Source organism: Cellulomonas sp. IC4_254 (assembly GCF_011603975.1).
Classification (GTDB): domain Bacteria; phylum Actinomycetota; class Actinomycetes; order Actinomycetales; family Cellulomonadaceae; genus Cellulomonas.
The window spans coordinates 15,976-31,061 of sequence record NZ_JAANNB010000020.1 but is presented as its reverse complement, the minus strand read 5'-3'; the positions used below and the strand labels follow the sequence as shown (position 1 = coordinate 31,061).

General features: G+C 75.6%; 17 protein-coding genes. 10 read left to right on the top strand and 7 right to left on the bottom strand.

Translation table 11 applies throughout. The annotated features are described in order from the left end of the window. The 3 genes from G6556_RS03885 to G6556_RS03875 form a co-directional block, all read left to right on the top strand. Nucleotides 1-1,807, top strand: a 1,807-nt coding sequence (locus G6556_RS03885) for an ABC transporter ATP-binding protein (RefSeq protein ID WP_205692988.1), incomplete at its 5' end; no start/stop codon positions are given. Then, nucleotides 1,804-2,544: a CbiQ family ECF transporter T component gene (locus tag G6556_RS03880; protein WP_166938770.1), complete on the top strand. Its 741-nt coding sequence runs from the start codon at nt 1,804-1,806 to the stop codon at nt 2,542-2,544. The genes G6556_RS03885 and G6556_RS03880, both read left to right, overlap by 4 nt. 118 nt (nt 2,545-2,662) lie before the next feature. Then, on the top strand, nt 2,663-3,274 hold the full coding sequence (locus G6556_RS03875) for a hypothetical protein (protein WP_166938768.1): 612 nt from the start codon (nt 2,663-2,665) through the stop codon (nt 3,272-3,274). Nucleotides 3,275-3,308: 34 nt separating this feature from the next. On the opposite strand, the gene G6556_RS03870 is transcribed toward G6556_RS03875, so the two are convergent. Both G6556_RS03870 and G6556_RS03865 read right to left on the bottom strand, forming a co-directional pair. Then, nucleotides 3,309-3,932 (bottom strand): VIT1/CCC1 transporter family protein, encoded by a 624-nt coding sequence (locus tag G6556_RS03870; protein WP_166938767.1) that lies wholly within the window; start codon nt 3,930-3,932, stop codon nt 3,309-3,311. A gap of 115 nt (nt 3,933-4,047) precedes the next feature. Continuing rightward, on the bottom strand, nt 4,048-6,639 hold the full coding sequence (locus tag G6556_RS03865; RefSeq protein ID WP_346774706.1) for a DUF3516 domain-containing protein: 2,592 nt from the start codon (nt 6,637-6,639) through the stop codon (nt 4,048-4,050). A 44-nt stretch (nt 6,640-6,683) separates the two neighbouring features. On the opposite strand from G6556_RS03865, the gene rnhA reads away from it, so the two are divergent. Further along, on the top strand, nt 6,684-7,145 hold the full coding sequence (gene rnhA, locus G6556_RS03860; RefSeq protein ID WP_166938765.1) for a ribonuclease HI: 462 nt from the start codon (nt 6,684-6,686) through the stop codon (nt 7,143-7,145). Between the two features lie 109 nt (nt 7,146-7,254). Beyond that, nucleotides 7,255-7,524, top strand: a complete 270-nt coding sequence (locus G6556_RS03855) for an HPr family phosphocarrier protein (protein ID WP_166938763.1) — start codon at nt 7,255-7,257, stop codon at nt 7,522-7,524. Nucleotides 7,525-7,599: 75 nt separating this feature from the next. On the opposite strand, the gene G6556_RS03850 is transcribed toward G6556_RS03855, so the two are convergent. Beyond that, nucleotides 7,600-8,982, bottom strand: a complete 1,383-nt coding sequence (locus G6556_RS03850; RefSeq protein WP_166938762.1) for a PTS transporter subunit EIIC — start codon at nt 8,980-8,982, stop codon at nt 7,600-7,602. Between the two features lie 252 nt (nt 8,983-9,234). Here G6556_RS03850 and G6556_RS03845 point away from each other — a divergent pair, with 252 nt between their 5' ends. The 5 genes from G6556_RS03845 (at nt 9,235) to G6556_RS03825 (ending at nt 11,813) form a co-directional block, all read left to right on the top strand. After that, entirely contained in the window at nt 9,235-10,050 is an 816-nt protein-coding gene (locus tag G6556_RS03845; protein WP_166938760.1) for a GntR family transcriptional regulator, read from the top strand. After that, nucleotides 10,047-10,292 carry a glucose PTS transporter subunit EIIB gene (locus G6556_RS03840; protein WP_166938758.1) on the top strand — a complete coding sequence of 82 codons (246 nt, stop codon included), beginning with the start codon at nt 10,047-10,049 and terminating at the stop codon, nt 10,290-10,292. Before G6556_RS03845 ends, G6556_RS03840 begins: the two co-directional genes overlap by 4 nt. Before the next feature lie 82 nt (nt 10,293-10,374). Then, nucleotides 10,375-10,605: a PTS glucose/sucrose transporter subunit IIB gene (locus tag G6556_RS03835; RefSeq protein ID WP_147796028.1), complete on the top strand. Its 231-nt coding sequence runs from the start codon at nt 10,375-10,377 to the stop codon at nt 10,603-10,605. Continuing rightward, nucleotides 10,605-11,069, top strand: a complete 465-nt coding sequence (locus tag G6556_RS03830) for a PTS glucose transporter subunit IIA (RefSeq protein WP_166938756.1) — start codon at nt 10,605-10,607, stop codon at nt 11,067-11,069. The genes G6556_RS03835 and G6556_RS03830 overlap by 1 nt, the downstream gene beginning before the upstream one ends. Nucleotides 11,070-11,150: 81 nt before the next feature. Further along, nucleotides 11,151-11,813, top strand: coding sequence for a pyridoxal 5'-phosphate synthase (locus G6556_RS03825; RefSeq protein WP_166938754.1), 663 nt, complete (start codon nt 11,151-11,153; stop codon nt 11,811-11,813). 4 nt (nt 11,814-11,817) lie between these two features. Here the strand turns inward: G6556_RS03825 and G6556_RS03820 are convergent, their stop codons facing one another. Genes G6556_RS03820 through G6556_RS03805 form a run of 4 tightly spaced genes read right to left on the bottom strand, consistent with a single transcriptional unit; the run spans nt 11,818 to nt 15,030 of the window. Next, nucleotides 11,818-12,249, bottom strand: coding sequence for a type II toxin-antitoxin system PemK/MazF family toxin (locus G6556_RS03820; RefSeq protein WP_166938753.1), 432 nt, complete (start codon nt 12,247-12,249; stop codon nt 11,818-11,820). A 30-nt stretch (nt 12,250-12,279) separates the two neighbouring features. Beyond that, nucleotides 12,280-13,041, bottom strand: coding sequence for an ATP-binding cassette domain-containing protein (locus G6556_RS03815; protein ID WP_166938751.1), 762 nt, complete (start codon nt 13,039-13,041; stop codon nt 12,280-12,282). After that, complete coding sequence (locus tag G6556_RS03810; protein WP_346774705.1) at nt 13,038-14,105, bottom strand: iron chelate uptake ABC transporter family permease subunit; 1,068 nt, start codon at nt 14,103-14,105, stop codon at nt 13,038-13,040. The genes G6556_RS03815 and G6556_RS03810 overlap by 4 nt, the downstream gene beginning before the upstream one ends. Further along, nucleotides 14,098-15,030 (bottom strand): iron chelate uptake ABC transporter family permease subunit, encoded by a 933-nt coding sequence (locus G6556_RS03805; RefSeq protein ID WP_166938776.1) that lies wholly within the window; start codon nt 15,028-15,030, stop codon nt 14,098-14,100. The genes G6556_RS03810 and G6556_RS03805 overlap by 8 nt, the downstream gene beginning before the upstream one ends. Between the last annotated feature and the right edge of the window lie 56 nt (nt 15,031-15,086).

Here is a 15,086-nt window from a genome sequence, read left to right as displayed (position 1 = left end):
CGGCGCGGTGCTGGAGGTGGCCGGGCTCGAGGCGGTGCTCGACGGCGGCGCCGGCGTCGGACCCGTCGACCTGCGGCTCGACCCGGGCGAGCAGGTCCTCGTGCTCGGTCCGTCGGGCGCGGGGAAGTCGACGCTGCTGCGCTGCCTGCACGGCGCGGTGCCGCACGCCGTGCCCGCCCGGGTGCAGGGGCGCGTCGCCGTCGCCGGCCGGGACGTCGCGGAGCACGGCGTCGCGGCGCTCGCGGACGTGGTGGGGGTGCTCGCGCAGGACCCGGAGACCGGTGTCTGCCTGGCCGACGTCGCGGACGAGGTCGCGTTCCCGCTGGAGAACCTCGGGACGCCGCCCGCCGCGATCGGCCCGGTGGTCGCCGCGGCGCTCGACGCGACCGGCGCCGCGCACCTGGCGGGCCGCCGCACGGACGCGCTGTCCGGCGGCGAGCTGCAGCGCGTCGCCCTCGCCGCCGCCGTGGTCGCCGGGCCCCGGGTGCTGCTGCTGGACGAGCCCACCTCGATGCTGGACGCCGACGGCGTCGCGGCGGTGCGCGCGGCCCTCGCGACCGCGCGCGAGGCGACCGGCGCCGCCTGCGTGCTGGTGGAGCACCGGCTGGACGCGCTCGCCGGGGAGGCGGGCGTCGCCGAGCTGCCCGGCCGGTGGGTCGTGCTGTCCGCCGACGGCCGCGTGACGCACGACGGCCCCGCGGCCGAGGTCGCGCGGGCCGCCGGCCCCGAGCTGCTCGCGCGCGGCTGCTGGCTCCCGGAGGACGTGGAGCTGGCGGTGGCCCTCGGCGGGGCGCCGGGCGACCCGGGGCAGCGCGACCGGGTGCGGTCCCTCGCGGCAGCGGTGTCGCGCGACCCCGCGCCGGGCGGCACGTCCCGCGGCGAGGTGCTGCTCTCCGCCCGCGGGCTTGCGGTGGGACGGAGCCCGTCCGCACGCGCCGGGGGCCGGCCGCCGCGGCGCGGCCCGGCACCGGAGCCGGTGCTCCGCGGCGTCGACCTCGAGCTGCGTGCGGGGGAGGTGACGGCGCTGGTGGGCGCGAACGGCTCCGGGAAGTCCACGCTGCTCGCGTGCCTCGCCGGGGTGCTGCCGCCGCTCGCGGGCGTGGTCGACGGGCCGCGGGCCGGGCTCGTGGTCCAGAACCCCGAGCACCAGCTCGCGGGGCGCACGGTGCGGGCGGAGGTCGCCGTCGGGCTGCCGACCGGCCCGGCGACGGACGCGCGGGTCGCCGCTGCGCTCGCGCGGTTCGGCCTCGCACGGCTCGCGGACCGGGACCCGCACCGGCTGTCCGGCGGCGAGCAGCGCCGGCTGAGCCTGGCGGCCATGCTGGTCCACGACCGTCGCGTCCTGCTGGCCGACGAGCCCACCTTCGGGCTGGACCGGCACGGGACCGCGGCCGTGCTGGGGGCGCTCGCCGAGACCGCCCGCGCCGGCGGCGCCGTGCTGCTGAGCTGCCACGACCTGCGCGCGGTCGCGTCGGTCGCCGACCGGGTGCTGGTGGTCGCGGACGGCCGGCTCGTGGCGGACGTGGACCCGCTCGCCCTGCTGCGGGACGACGGGCTGCTCGCGGCCGCGCGCCTGCGCCCGTCGCGGCTGCTGCGCTGGCTCGCCGGCGCGGTGCCCGACGCGGCGCGGCTGCGGGACGCGCTCGCGGCGCTCGACGCCCACGGGGCGGCGGCGGCCGGTGCGGCGGGCGCGGGCGGTGCGGCGGGCGCGGGCGGTGCGGCGACCCCGGCCGGTGCGGCGGGCGCGGCCGCTGCGGGTGCCGGACGCGCCGCCGTCGCGGACCGGACGGAGGTGCCGGCACCGTGACCCCGCTGGAGGCCCGGAACCCGGCCGTCAAGCTGCTGCTGGTCGTCGCGGTGTCGGTGGCGACCCTCGCGCTGCTGGACGTCGCGGCGCTCGCGGTGCTCTACGTGCTCGGCCTCGCCGCGGCCCGGTGGGGCGCGGGGGTGCGCGGGCGGCGGCTATTGCTGGCCCAGGTGCCGTTCTGGACGTTCGGCGCCGGGGTGCTGCTGGTCAACGCGGTGAGCCGTCCCGGCGCCGTCCTGCTCGCGACGGGGCCGTTCCGGGTGACGCACGAGGGGCTGGCGGTCGGCGCCGCGCTCGCCCTGCGCGGCTGCGCGATCGGCGTCGCCACGGTCGCCTTCCTCGCCAGCACCCCGCCGCGGGACCTGATGGTCAGCCTGGTCCGGCACGCCCGGCTGAGCCCGCGGTACGCGTACGCGCTGCTGGCGGGGCACCGGATGCTCGCCGGGCTGCCCCGGCAGTGGGCGACGATCCGGGCGGCCCAGCTGGTGCGGGCCCCGCTCGGCCGCGGCGGCCTGCCGCGCGCGGGGTGGCGCGGCTGGGTGCGCGCGGCCTTCGCGCTGCTGGTGGCGTCGATCCGCGCGTCCGAGCGGGTCGCGCTGGCGCTGGAGTCGCGGGGTCTGTCCGCCGGGCCGCGCACGGTGTGGCGCCCGGTGCCGCTCGGCGGGGGCGACGCCGCGCTGGCGGCGGGCGTGCTGGGCGCGCTCGCGCTGGTGGTGCTGCCGGGCGCCTGGCCCTGACGGCACTGACCGCACCGACCGCCGAGTTCGCCGGTTCCGCTGCTGCGGCAGGGTGCGGAACCGGCGAACTCGCGCGGAACCGACGAACTCGCGCCCCGGCGTGCGGCAGCATGGGGTCGTGCCTGACGAGCCCACGCGCCGCGACGCGTTCGAGCATGCGGTCGACGCGCTCGTCGGGCTCCGGCTGCTGGGCGTGGCCTACTGGGACGTCGCGGCACTCGGGCCGGAGCCGCGGACCTGGGACCACGAGGACTGGCACCACGCGGTGCTCGGCGTGGAGCTGGTGACCGACGCCGGCACGCGGGCGGTCACCTGGACCCGGACCTTCGGGTGCTACGGCGTCGAGGTGCTCGACCGGCTGCCCCTCGCCACGCCCGCGCCCGGCGCGGACCCGGGACCCGAGACCTGGCCGGTGTCGGCGCACCCGCGGTGGGCGGGGCGGCTGGGCGGGACCGTGACCTCGGCGGTCGCCGTGTGGGGTCCGCCCGCCGGCGAGCCGGGCGTGGATGACGTGCCGCTCGCGGTCCGGGTCGAGGTCGGTGGCGGCCCGGTCTGGTTCATCGCGGCCACGTCGGGTGCGGCCGGCGAGGGTGTCGACCTGGGCGCGGACGAGGTCGTGGTGGTGTTCACGGACGAGGCGGCACGTCGCCTGGGTCCGCCGCTGCGGGGTGCGGTCCGGCCGAGGTCGTCGGTCGCGGCCACGGAGGCCCCGGCGCTTCCGGCGACCTGAGGCGGAACTGCCGACCTCGGCGCCGCCGCGCGGGTCAGACCGCCAGGCCGACCAGGGAGCCGACGCCGTAGGTGATCGCCATCGCCAGGCTGCCGCCGACCACGTTGCGGAGCACCGCGCGGCCCGCCGGGGCGCCGCCGAGGCGCGCGCTCACCGTGCCGGTCACCACGAGCGCCACGACGACGGCCGCGAACGTCGCCACGACGCGGGCCTCACCGCCCCACGGGCCGAGCATCGCCAGCAGCGGCACGACGCCGCCGACCACGAACGCCACGAGCGATGCCAGCGCGGCGTGCCACGGGTTGGTCAGCGCCTCCTCGGCGTCCCGGACCCCGTGCGCGCGGAGCACCCGCTCGGCGTCCCGCTGGCTGCTCACGGAGACGTACTCGCCGGCGGCCATCGACAGGGCGCCCGCGACGAGCGCCGCGACGCCGGCGACCGCCAGCGTCGACAGCCCGGTCGCCGCGCCCGCGACGCCGACGACCGTGGCGGCCACCGAGACGATGCCGTCGTTCGCGCCGAGCACGCCGGCGCGCAGCCAGTTCAGCCGCTCGGCGGTGGGCAGGGCGGGGGCCGCGTCGCCCGTCCCGGGGGCGCGCCGGGACGCCGGGGCGGCGGTGCGGTCACGGTCCAGGAGGTGGGTCGACAGGGTGCTCATGGCAGCCACGGTAGGCCGGAGATGACGTCCTGTCATCACAGGAAAGGCTGCCCTGACCTGCACAAACGCAGGTTTGCCTGCCCTTATCTGGAACCGGTCAAGACGTTCCCGCAGGTCAGAGCGGCCCGACCTCGAGCACCCGCAGCACGACCTCGCCGGCCGCGTCCGAGGCGGGCAGGTCGACCAGCGCGTCGATGCGCCAGTCGTGGTCGCCGGCCGGGTCGTCGAGCAGCTGTCGGACGAACCACAGGTCGCCGCGCGCACCCGCCTCGCCGTGGCCCGCGGGCCGCTCGTCGACCTGGAACAGCGCCGGCCCGCGGGCGGCCGGGCCGGTGAGGATCTCGTCGTGGTCGTCGTAGAACGGGTCGAGCGCGTCGCCCCACCGGTCGGCGGTCCACGGCTGGTCCGCCGCGTCCTGGTCGCCGAGCGCCGCCAGCGCCGGGTACGCCTCGCGGGCGGCCAGGTCGACGCGGCGGAACAGCGCGCCCCGGACCAGCGCGCGGAACACCCGCCGGTTGACGGTGATCGGCGGGGGAGCGTCGTCCTCCGGCCGGGACTCGGTGACGGTGGCGTCGTCCAGGTCCTCCGGGTGCGCCAGCCGCTCCCACTCGTCGAGCAGGCTGGAGTCGGTACGGCGGACCAGGTCGCCGAGCCACTCGACGATCTCGTGCAGCTCCTCGGTCCGCAGGTCGTCCGGCACGGTCTGCCGCAGCGCCCGGAACGCGTCGGCCAGGTAGCGCAGCAGCACGCCCTCGGTGCGGTCCAGCTGGTACAGCGACACGTACTCGGCGAACGTCGCGGCCCGCTCGTGCATGTCGCGGACGACCGACTTCGGGGACAGCTCGTGGTCGGCGACCCACGGGTTGGTCTGCTTGTAGATCTGGAACGAGGCGCCCAGCAGCTCGGCGAGGGGCTTCGGGTACGACACGTCCTCGAGCAGCGCCATCCGCTCCTCGTACTCGATGCCGTCGGCCTTCATCGCCGCCACCGCCTCGCCGCGGGCGCGGTTCTCCTGCGCCGCGAGCACCTGGCGCGGGTCGTCCAGCGTCGACTCGATGACCGACACCACGTCGTGCGCGTAGCCCGGGTCCTCGACGTCGAGCAGGTCGAGGGCGGCGTACGCGAACGGGGACAGCGGCTGGTTCAGCGCGAACGTCGGCGGCACGTCGAGGGTCAGCCGCACCGTCCGGCGCAGCCGCTCCGGGCCCGGCCCGTCCTCGACCACGCGCTCGACGACGCCCGCGGTGCGCAGCGACCGGTAGATCGCGACGGCCTGCCGGACCAGCCGGCCCTTCGACGCCTCGGGCTCGTGGTTGTCGAGCAGCAGGTGCCGCATGGTCTCGACGGGGTCGCCGGTCGGGCGGGCGAGCACGTTGAGCACCATCGCGTGCGAGACGCCGAACGAGGAGGTCAGGGGCTCGGGCTCGGCGTCCCGCAGCCGCTCGAACGTCTTGTCCGTCCAGTTCACCATCCCGGGGGGCGCCTGCTTGCGGACGATCTTCTTGAGCTTCTTCGGGTCGTCGCCGGCCTTCTGCAGGGCCTTGCGGTTCTCGATGACGTGCTCGGGCGCGAGCACGAAGACCTCGCCGGTGGTGTCGAACCCGGCCCGGCCGGCCCGTCCGGCGATCTGGTGGAACTCGCGGGCCGACAGGTGCCGCATCCGGGTGCCGTCGTACTTCACGAGCGAGGTGAGCAGGACGGTGCGGATCGGCACGTTGATGCCGACGCCCAGGGTGTCCGTGCCGCAGACGACCCGCAGCAGGCCCTTCTGGGTCAGCCGCTCGACGACCCGGCGGTACTTCGGCAGCATGCCGGCGTGGTGCACGCCGACGCCGTGCCTCAGCAGCCGGGACAGCGTCTTGCCGAAGCCGGGCCCGAACCGGAAGTCGCCGAGCTCGTCGGCGATCCGGTCGCGCTGCTCCCGCGAGGCGAGGGTCATCGACAGCAGCGCCTGCGCGCGCTCCACGGCCTCCTTCTGCGTGAAGTGCACGACGTACACGGGGGATCGGCCGGTCTGCACCAGCATCTCCAGCAGCTCGTGCAGCGGCTCGACCTCGTAGGAGAAGGTCAGGGGCACGGGCCGCTCGGCGTTCGCGACCACGGCCACCGGCACGTCGGTGCGCCGCTGGAGGTCGTCCACGAAGAACGACACGTCGCCGAGCGTCGCCGACATCAGCAGGAACTGGGCGCGCGGCAGCTCCAGCAGCGGCACCTGCCACGCCCAGCCGCGCTGCGGGTCGGCGTAGAAGTGGAACTCGTCCATCACGACCTGGCCGATGTCGGCCCCCGGCCCCTGGCGCAGGGCCTGGTTGGCCAGGATCTCGGCCGTGCAGCAGATGATCGGCGCGTCCGGGTTCACCGCCGAGTCGCCGGTCATCATGCCGACGTTCGCGGAGCCGAACGCCTCGACCAGCGCGAAGAACTTCTCGCTCACCAGCGCCTTGAGCGGGGCCGTGTAGTACGTCCGCCGGCCCTGGGCGAGCGCGACGAAGTGCGCCGCGGTGGCGACCAGCGACTTCCCGGAGCCGGTGGGCGTCGACAGGATGACGTGCGAGCCGGTGACCAGCTCCAGCAGCGCCTCGTCCTGGTGCGGGTAGAGCGCGAGGCCCTGGTCGGCCGCCCAGCCGGTGAACGCCTCGTAGAGCGCGTCGGGGTCCTGGGGGTTCGCGGGGACCCGGTCGGCCAGGGTCGATCGGGAGGCTGCCACCCGGCGATCCTTTCACGCCCCCGGGCGCCCTACAGTGGGCGACCATGAGCGACGCCCCCAGCACCCCGCCCGCCGTCGAGATGTGGACGGACGGCGCCTGCAAGGGCAACCCCGGCGTCGGCGGCTGGGGCGCGCTGCTCCGGTCCAACGGGCACGAGCGCGAGCTGTTCGGCGGCGAGGCCGTGACGACGAACAACCGCATGGAGCTCACGGCGGTCATCGAGGGCCTGAAGGCGTTGAACCAGCCCTGCCGGGTCGACCTGCACGTCGACTCGCAGTACGTCATGCAGGGCGTGACCAAGTGGATCGCCGGCTGGAAGCGGAACGGCTGGCGGACGGCGGACAAGAAGCCGGTGAAGAACCAGGACCTGTGGCAGGCGCTCGACGAGCAGGTCGCGCGGCACGCCATCTCCTGGCACTGGGTCAAGGGGCACGCCGGGGACCCGGGCAACGAGCGCGCCGACCAGCTCGCGAACAAGGGCGTGGACGAGGTGCGCGCGGGCTGAGCCGCGCCGCGCCGCGCGTCCGCCCGCCGCTCCCGCGGCTGGTCCAGACCAGTTACAGTCGGGTCGTGCCCACCGCCGGGCACGCTCCCGCTCGCACCGGAGGTCAGGCATGGAACGGTCCGTCGTCGTCGCCATCGCGGAGGGCCTGCACGCCCGCCCCGCCGCCCTGTTCGTCGCGGAGGCCGGCAAGCAGCCGGTGCCGGTCACGGTCCGCAAGGGCGACGCCGCCCCGGTCCAGGCCGCGAGCATCCTCGGGATCATGACCCTGGGCGCCGCCGCGGGCGAGACGCTCGTGCTCGCCACCGAGACCGACGGCCCGGACGCCGAGGCGAGCCTCGACGCGCTGGAGGCGTTCCTCAGCCAGGTCGAGATCGCCTGACGCCTCGCGCACGACGAGGGCCCGCGCACCGGTCGGTGCGCGGGCCCTCGTCGTCGGTGGGGGTGGACCCCGGCGTCAGGCCGGGGACTCGCCCGAGGTGCGGTCGCCCGGACGCCGGCCCGGGTCGTCCGCGCGGGACTCGACGCGGGCGGCCGGGACGGTCGCCGTCGCCGGCACGTCGGCCGGGGCGGTGTCCGTGGCGGCGGTGACCTGGTCGCCCGCGCCCTCGGCGACCGGGTCGTCCTCCCGGCCGGGCGTCTTGAAGTTGAACTTCAGGATCATGAACCGGAACAGGAAGTAGTAGACGACCGCGTAGCCGAGGCCGATGACGATCAGCAGCAGCGGCTGCTCGGCGATCCGGAAGTTCAGCAGGTAGTCGATCGCGCCCGCCGAGAACCCGAACCCGCTGCGGATGTCGAGCGCGTTCACCAGGGCCAGCGAGGTGCCGGTCAGCACCGCGTGGATCGCGTACAGCGGGTAGGCGACGTACACGAACGCGAACTCGAGCGGCTCGGTGACGCCGGTGACGAACGCGACCAGTGCGGCCGAGCCCATGATGCCGGCGATGACCTTGCGGTTCTTCTTCTTCGCGGTGTGCACGATCGCCAGGGCGGCGGCGGGCAGGGCGAACATCATGATCGGGAAGAAGCCGGTCATGAAGGTGCCGGCGGTCGGGTCGCCGTGCAGGAACCGGGCGATGTCGCCGTTCCACACCTGGCCGTCGGCCTCGTACGAGCCGAACTGGAACCACGGCAGCGAGTTCAGCAGGTGGTGCAGGCCGAACGGCAGCAGCAGCCGGTTCAGGGTGCCGAACACGAACGCGCCGATGATGGTCGAGCCGGTGACCCACTCGCCGACGGCGGTGAACCCGGAGTCGAACGCCGGGTAGATGAGCGCGGCGACGACGGCGATCAGCACGGCGGCGCCGGCGGTGACGATCGGCACGAACCGGCGGCCGCCGAAGAACGCCAGGTACGGGGGCAGCTTGATCCGGTAGAACCGCTGGTAGAGCAGCGCGGCGGTCAGGCCGATGACGATGCCGCCCAGCACGCCGTAGTTGATGAGCTCCTGCGTCTCGCCCTCGGCCGCCTCGCCGAGGATGTACGGCGAGAGGGCGTCCGTGACGCCGTTGAAGACGAGGTAGCCGACCAGCGCCGCGAGGCCGGTGGAGCCGTCGGCCTTGCGGGCGTAACCGATCGCGACGCCGAGCGCGAACAGCAGCGGCAGGTTGCCGAGCAGGGCGTTGCCGGCCGCGGCGAGGACGTCGGCGACGGGCAGCAGCCAGTCGGCGCGGGCGCCCAGGCCCTCGGCGCCGAGCATGTCCGCCTGGCCCAGCCGGAGCAGCAGGGCGGCGGCGGGCAGCGAGGCGATGGGGAGCATGAGGGATCGGCCCACGCGCTGCAGCTGCGCGAGTCCGGGGATGCCCCGCTTGGGGGTATCGACCGTGGTGGCGGTCATGGTCACTCCTCGTGAGGTCGGGTCGCGGGCGCCCGGCAGGGGGCGCGCACGGGTCGGGGGGAGGTGTGGGTACGCGGTGCGCTCGGTGCGGAACTTGCGTGGTCGCCGTCGAGTCCGGCAAGTTGTCTGGACCAGTTGCGGTCAGAGTGGTCTAGACCGGAGTATGTGTCAAGGACCACAGGCCCACCCGCGAACGCCCGGACGGGCACCCGGTGGTGCGGACGACGGCGACCGAGGTGGGAGGGTGAGCGCGTGCACGCGAAGCAGTCCGCCCTCGCCCCCGGCGCCCACAAGTACCAGGCCGTCCGCGCCTACCTGGCCGGCCTCGTCGAGCGCGAGCTGGGCGTCGGCGACGCGATCCCGTCCGAGCGGGCGCTGTGCGAGCGGTTCGGCGTGTCCCGGATGACCGTGCGCCAGGCCGTCGACGCCCTGGTCGGCGAGGGCGTGCTGGTGCGCGAGCAGGGGCGCGGCACGTTCGTGGCGCCCCGGCGCATGGACTTCGAGATGCGGCTGACCACGTTCGGCGAGGAGATGCGCCGGCGCGGGATGCGGCCCGAGACCCGGGTGCTCGGCATGGGCACCGTGCCCGCCTCCGCCGACGCCGCCGACGCGCTCGGCACCGAGCCCGGCGCCCCGCTGCACCACCTGCGCCGCGTCCGGTACGCCGACGGGTCGCCCATGAGCATCGAGCAGCACTGGGTGTCGGTCGACCTGGTCCCGGGGCTGCTCGCCGACGGGCCCCCGCCGAGCATGCACGACGCCCTGCGCGCCGTCGGCCTCGCGCCCGCCTGGGGCGAGGAGACGCTGACCGCCGCGGAGGCGACCGACGAGGAGGCCGCGCTGCTGGACCTGCGGGGGACGCGCGCCGTGCTGCGCGCGACCCGCCGGACGTTCAGCGCGGACACGCCCGCCATGTACTCGAACGCCTGCTACCGCGGCGACCGGTACAGCGTGTGGGTGCCGCTCAGCGCGCCGGCGCCGGCCCTGGTGCCACGGCTGCGCGACGGCGACGAGCTCGACCAGCGGGAGGCCGTGGGCGCGGCCCTGGAGGACGGGAGGACCGGATGAGCGCGCAGGGCACCGGCCAGGCCGCGGCGATCCTCGCCGGCCTGGGCGGGGTGGGGAACATCGACGAGATCGAGCCGTGCACGACGCGGCTGCGCTCGCTCGTGAAGGAGCCGTCCCGCGTGGACGCCGCCGCCCTGCGCGCCGCCGGCGCGTTCGGCGTGATGGTGTCCGGGCGGGTGGTGCAGGTGGTCATCGGCCCGAGCGTCGACACCCTCGCCTCCGACCTGGAGGACCTGATGTGACCGCCGCGGCCCCCGGGGGCCGCCGCGCGCCAGCACCGACCCGCCGCACCGCACTCGGCGGGAGCCACGAAGGAGAAGAACCATGAGCAAGGCAGAGCAGATCCTGGCCGGACTGGGCGGGGACGCGAACATCGTCGACCTCGAGCCCTGCATCACGCGGCTGCGCGTCGAGGTCGAGGACCCGTCCAAGGTGACCGAGTCGGTCCTCAAGGCCGCCGGCGCGATCGCCGTCATGCAGTCCGGCACCGTCGTGCAGGTCATCGTCGGGCCCGAGGCGGACACGCTGGCCTCGGACATCGAGGACCTGCGCTGATGGCGCTGACCGTCCTCGCCCCGGTCGCGGGGGTCGTGCACGCGCTCGCCGACGTGGACGACCCGGTGTTCGCGCAGGAGATCGTCGGCCCGGGGCTGGCCGTGCAGCCGGACGCGGAGTCCGGTGCCGGCCGCTCGGTCGTCGCCCCGGTGGCCGGGACCGTCGCCAAGCTGCACCCGCACGCGTTCGTCCTGCTCGCCGAGGGCGGGCGGGGCGTGCTGGTGCACCTCGGCATCAACACCGTCCAGCTCGGCGGCGAGGGCTTCACGCTGCACGTCGCCGAGGGCGACGCGGTCGAGCAGGGCCAGCTCCTCGTCGAGTGGGACCCGGCGGCGGTCGAGGCCGGCGGCCGGTCGGCGATCTGCCCCGTCGTCGGGCTCGAGGCGCAGCCGGACTCCCTCACCCGGCTCGCCGAGCCCGGCACCCGGGTCGCGGCCGGCGACCCGCTGCTCGCGCTCGGCTGACCCCGGACGACCGGCCGGGGCCGTCGAGGTCCCGGCCGGTGTCCCGGGTGCGGCGCGAGACCCGGCCGGATACTGAACGGCATGCTGCCCCGCCCGAGCACCCGCGACCTGCTCCGGTCGCTGCCCGCGCTCACCGGCGACCTGCCCGAGGTCGACCCGTACGCGCTCCCGGCGGACCCCGTCGACGCGTTCCAGGACTGGTTCGCCGCCGCCGTCGCCGCGCGCGTGCCCGAGCCGCACGCGCTGTGCCTGTCCACGGTCGGGCCGGACGGCGCCCCGCACGCGCGCGTCGTGCTGCTCGCGGACGTGGTGGACGGCACGTGGGTGTTCGCCAGCGACGCGCGGGCCGGCAAGGCGCAGGACCTCGCGGCCGAGCCGCGAGCGGCGCTCACCTTCTACTGGCAGCCGCTGGGCCGGCAGGTGCGGGTGGTCGGCCGGGCCCGCGCGCTCGACGCCGCCACCTGCGCGGCCGACTTCCTGCGCCGCTCGCCGAGCTCCCGGGCCGCCGCGCTCGCGTCCCGGCCGGGGGAGCGGCTGCTGTCCGCCGAGGAGCTGCACGGCGCCGTGCAGCGGGCCCGCGCGCGGGTCGACCGGGAGCCCGGGCTGGTGCTGCCGACCTGGCAGCTGTGGGCGGTCGAGCCCGACGAGGTCGAGCTCTGGCAGGGCGACTCGGACCGCGCGCACCTGCGGGTCCGGTACACCCGCAGCGAGGAGCGGTGGGACCGGCACCTCGACTGGCCCTGACGGGTCACGCCAGGTCGCGCGCCGCGTCCTCGTACCAGCGCAGCCACGCCGACCCCGCCTCCCCGGTGCGCCGCCGCAGCGCGGTGCGCCGCAGTTCCATCGGGCGCAGGTCCACCCAGCCGCGCTCGGACAGCCCGGGCAGCGTCCCCGGCGACCGCGCGTACCCCGCGCGCCCGTCCTGGTCCCGGGAGGTCAGCCGCACCACCGTGCACCGCCGGCCGCGGGACCGCAGCACCACGACGGGCCGGTCCTTGGCCCCCGTGCCGTCCCGGAACGGCACCATCGCGAACCACACGTCCCCGCGGTGCGCGCGCGGCGCCCCGGCGCGGCCCAGCAGCCGCAGCACCAGCACGACGGCCCCGACGACGAGGACCAGCAGCCACGGCCGGTCGGCGACGAGGTCGGCGAGGACGTCGGGCACGATCTGGTCGGTCATGCCAGGGAGTGTGGCAGGCCGGGCCCGGCGTCACGCCCGGTAGTACACCGCCAGCGGGTACCCCGGGCCCTCGACCACGGTGACCGGCGTCGCGAACACCTCCGAGAGCACGGCGTCCGTCATCACCTCGCGCGGCGTGCCCACGTACCGGACCCGACCCTCGGTCATGGCCACGACCCGGTCGGCGTACGCGGCCGCGAAGTTGATGTCGTGCACCACCAGCACCACGGTCTTGCCGAGCTCGTCGGCGGCGCGGCGCAGGCGGGCCATCATCGCGACCGCGTGCTGCATGTCCAGGTTGTTGAGGGGCTCGTCGAGCAGCACGTACTCGGTGTCCTGCGCGAGCACCATCGCCACGTACGCGCGCTGCCGCTGCCCGCCCGACAGCTCGTCGAGGTACCGGTCCTGGAGGTCGAGGAGGTCGAGGAACCCGAGCGCGGTGTCGACCACCGTCTCGTCCTCGCCGGTGAGCCGGCCCTGCGAGTGCGGGAACCGGCCGAGGCGCACGAGCTGCCGGACGGTCAGCCGGGCGACGAAGTGGTTCTCCTGGCGCAGGATCGCGAGCCGCCGCGCGAGGTCGCGCGGCCGCGCGGCCACCACGTCCAGCCCGCCGACCGTGACCCGGCCGGCATCGGCGCCGAGCAGCCGGCCGACGATCGTCAGCATCGTGGACTTCCCGGCGCCGTTGGGCCCGACGAGGGCGGTCACGCCGCCGGCGGGTATCTCGAGGTCGACCGGTCCGAGGGCGTGGACGTCCCCGTAGGTCTTGGCGACGCCGTCGAGGGTGATCACCGCAGGCCCTTCCGCAGCAGGTGGACGAGGAACACGAGCCCGCCGCCGAGCTCGATGACGACCGAGACGAGCCCGGCCGCGTAGAACACGTGCCGCAGCACGAACGAGGCCAGCAGCAGCGTCGCGCACGCGACGGCGACGACCATCGGCAGCGTGCGGGCGTGCCGGCTGGTGCCGACGACCTGGTAGGTCAGCATCGCGACGACGAAGCCGAAGAACGTCATCGGGCCGACCATGGACGTCGACACCGAGATCAGCACCGCGACGAGGACGAGCGTGACCAGCACCTCGCGCTGGTGCCGCACGCCGAGGCTGGTGGCCGTCTCGCGCCCGAGGGCGACGACGTCGAGCACGTGCCGCCGGCGCCACAGGACGGTGCCGACGATCAGGCAGACCAGCGCGCCCCACGGCAGGTACGAGGCGTCCGAGGCGCTGATGCTGCCGAACAGCCGTGCCGAGAGGATGTCGAACTCGCTGGGCGTGAGCAGCCGCTGCATGAACGTCGACAGCGCCCCGAACCCCATGCCGAGCACGACGCCGACGAGCAGCAGCAGGTGCAGGTCGGCTCTCGTGCCGGTGAACAGCCAGCCGTACAGCAGCGAGGCGGCGCCCACCATGACCAGGCTCTGCAGCGCCACCTTGCCGAGCCCGTCGGTCGCCGCGAGGGTGCCGGCGCCGAACAGGAACACCAGGCCGGTCTGGATCACCCGGTACATGGCGTCGAACCCGAGGATCGACGGCGTGAGGATGCGGTTGCTCGTCACGGTGTGGAACACGACGGTGGCCACGCCCTGGCAGAACGCGACCACCAGGATCGTCCCCACCGAGGCGGACCTGCTCCGGACGATGATCCAGAAGCCGGGGGAGCCGGGCGCGGCGGGGTTGCCGTAGGTGAGGATCCCGACCGCGGCGGCCAGCGCGACGAGGACCACGACGGCGAGCCGGAACCCGTACGAGCCGGTCACAGCGCGGGCCCGGGCGCGGGCGGCCCGCGCCGGGGAGGCGGTGGGTGCGGCCGCGGTCGCCGGCCCGGTCGGCGGCGACGTCGTCACGACCTCAGCCACGGCGGCGCACCCGCAGCACCAGGGCGACGAACGCGGCCGCGCCGACGAGGCCGAGGATCATCGCGACCGGCACCTCGAACGGCATCCGCACGGTCCGCCCCACGACGTCGCACGCCGTGACCAGCGCGATCCCGCCCAGGCAGACCCAGGGCAGGTTCGAGCGCAGGTCGTCGCCGCGCAGCAGGGAGACCACGTTCGGCACGACGAGCCCGAGGAACGGCAGGAACCCGACGACGACGGTGGTGACCCCGGAGGCGACCGCGACCAGCGCGGTGCCGACGAGGATCAGCCGGTCGTACCGCAGCCCGAGGCCGGTCGCCACGTCCCGGCCGAGCCCGGCGACGGTCAGCCGGTCGGCGAGCACGAAGATCGCCACGCAGACGGCCGCGACCACCCACAGCACCTCGTACTGCCCGCGGACGACGCCCGTGAAGCTGCCCATGAACCAGGTCCCCAGCAGCTGGAGGTAGTTCGTGGAGATGGCGATGAGCGTGGTGAGCGAGCTGACCACGGCGCCGAGCATGATGCCGACCACCGGGACGACCAGCGTCGAGCGCACCTGCACCCGGCGGAGCACCGCCAGGAACACCATGGTGCCGACGAACGCGGCCGCGCTGGCGAGCGCCATCCGGGTCGCGATCCCGGCGGCGGGCAGCAGGAGCACCGAGAGCAGCAGCCCCAGCGCCGCCCACTCGCTCGTGCCGCTGGTCGTGGGCTCGACGAACCGGTTCTGCGTGAGCTGCTGCAGCACCAGGCCGCTCACGGCCATCGCGCTGCCGGCCAGCACCAGGGCGAGGGTGCGGGGCACCCGGGTGATGAGGAACATGGCGTCGCCGCCGTCGGCCCGCAGGTCGTAGACGCCGACGAGCAGCGACGTGACGACGAGCGCGAGCGTGACCAGCCCGGCGACGAGCAGCGGCGCCACCGACCGCCGCCCCGGGCGGGTGCCCGGGGCGGCGGTCGGCGCGGGGTTCGCGAGGG